At 41.1% G+C, this 1,829-nt stretch carries 1 protein-coding gene; it reads left to right on the top strand.

Features of this window, described 5'->3' with window-relative positions:
- Positions 1-104 precede the first annotated feature (104 nt).
- Positions 105-1,394, top strand: a complete 1,290-nt coding sequence (locus GT674_RS16715) for an IS110 family transposase (RefSeq protein WP_161286680.1) — start codon at positions 105-107, stop codon at positions 1,392-1,394.
- Positions 1,395-1,829: the final 435 nt, after the last annotated feature.

A 1,829-nucleotide genomic window follows, 5' to 3' on the forward strand; every position in this document is an offset into this window, starting at 1 on the left:
TGTAATTCATTAAAAGCGCCAATTGAATAAAAAAGAACCTCAAGGTATGATTGAGTTGCATCTTGGCGGATGTAAGCAAAACAATCAAGCACTGGAGGTTCCAAATGAATTATACACAGAATGAAAAGATTGAGCAAGTAACAGATTCAACAATGGTTGTCGGAGTTGATATCGGAAGCCAGATACATTATGCAAGAGCTTTTGATAACAGAGGACGCGAACTTACAAAACGTATTTTTTCTTTTCATAACGATCTGGAAGGGTTCAATTCTTTCAACCTTTGGGCAGAGACACTTAAGACTGAGAATAAAAAGACTGCAGTTCTGATCGGCTGCGAGCCAACAGGTCATTACTGGTTTGCGTTTGCGAAGTATGTAAATGATCATCAGAAAAGATTAGTAATGGTCAATCCATTCTCGGTTAAGAAGATCAAGGAACTTGATGATAACAGTCCAAAGAAAACAGATTCAAAAGATCCAAAAATAATCGCAAAACTAGTTGTGGATGGGAGATATTCAATCCCATACATGCCAGAAGGCATTTATGCCGAAATAAGAGACCTGGTATACAGCCGTGACAGGATCATGAAGCAGCACAACATATCTGCAAACAGGATCCAGAGATGGCTTGCAATATATTTCCCGGAATATCTGGGATTATACACACGATTTGATGCAATAAGCGGCCTGGCAGTGCTTGAAAAAGCACCATTGCCAAAAGATGTGATCGCGCTTGGAGTAAATGGGATCCGAAAGATCTGGCATGATAAAAAGATGCGTGGCAGAGGAGTTACTGAAGATAGGGCAAAGACCCTGGTTGAAGCTGCGCACAACAGTGTTGGACTTGACGGAGGGATTGGAACAAAAAGTGAATTATATATGCTGCTTGAAGAGCATCGCTTATGGACTTCGCAGTTAGAAGCCGTCAATAAAGTACTTGAGGAAATGATCCTAAAAGTACCACATGTGGAGAAGTTACTCGCCATTAAAGGAGTAGGGAGCATCACAATAGCAGGATTCATAGCTGAGGTAGGTGATATCAGACGCTTTGATTCACCGAAACAGATCCAGAAGTATGCAGGACTGGAACTGGTAGAAAACAGTTCAGGAAAGCATAAAGGAAGGACGAGGATCAGCAAACGCGGGAGAAGGAAACTCAGAAAGATCCTGTATCAGGTAATGGTACCGCTGCTTGCAAGAAACAAGGAGTTCCGTGGAATCTATGATTACTATGTAACTCGTGTAAAGAATCCGCTGAAACGAAGGCAGGCAATGGTTGCCGTCAGCTGTAAGTTGATCCGAGTGTTTTATGCGGTATTAACGAAAGGTGTGGAGTATGACAGATTTAAAATGATGTCAGATATCCACCGAAAAAGCGACATAATAGCTGCCTGAGCAAAAAGTACTGTAAACAGGAAAGCGTCCGCCATCAATGGTGCTGTGAAACAGGAATGCAAAATATATAAGACAAAGTAGAGCCAGTAGCTGCATTGACATTTTCTATAGGGCAACGACCCTGCTAAAGGAGCATGAGCAGCACCCAACTATGGATAAGCAGAACGAAGGAATTTAGGACCCGTCAGAGGATGGTGATCCTGGTAGACATGAGAGGTTAGTTACTGTAGGTGGATTTGGGAAACAGGAAGGCCTTCATAAAGAAGAAACAAAGACGTTTTATTTCTTGTACCTAAAATCATCAGAAATGGACTCCATGAAGTCACTTCATATCCAGAAAACTCTATTTTGTAGATATATGTAACTTATTAACTGTTCAGCAAAGTCAGTAAAATCAAGGATTTTTGTTGAACATGCACTAAAAAGAATAGAGAG

Origin of the sequence: Blautia sp. BIOML-A1 (assembly GCF_009883055.1) — a bacterium.
Taxonomy (GTDB): domain Bacteria; phylum Bacillota; class Clostridia; order Lachnospirales; family Lachnospiraceae; genus Blautia_A.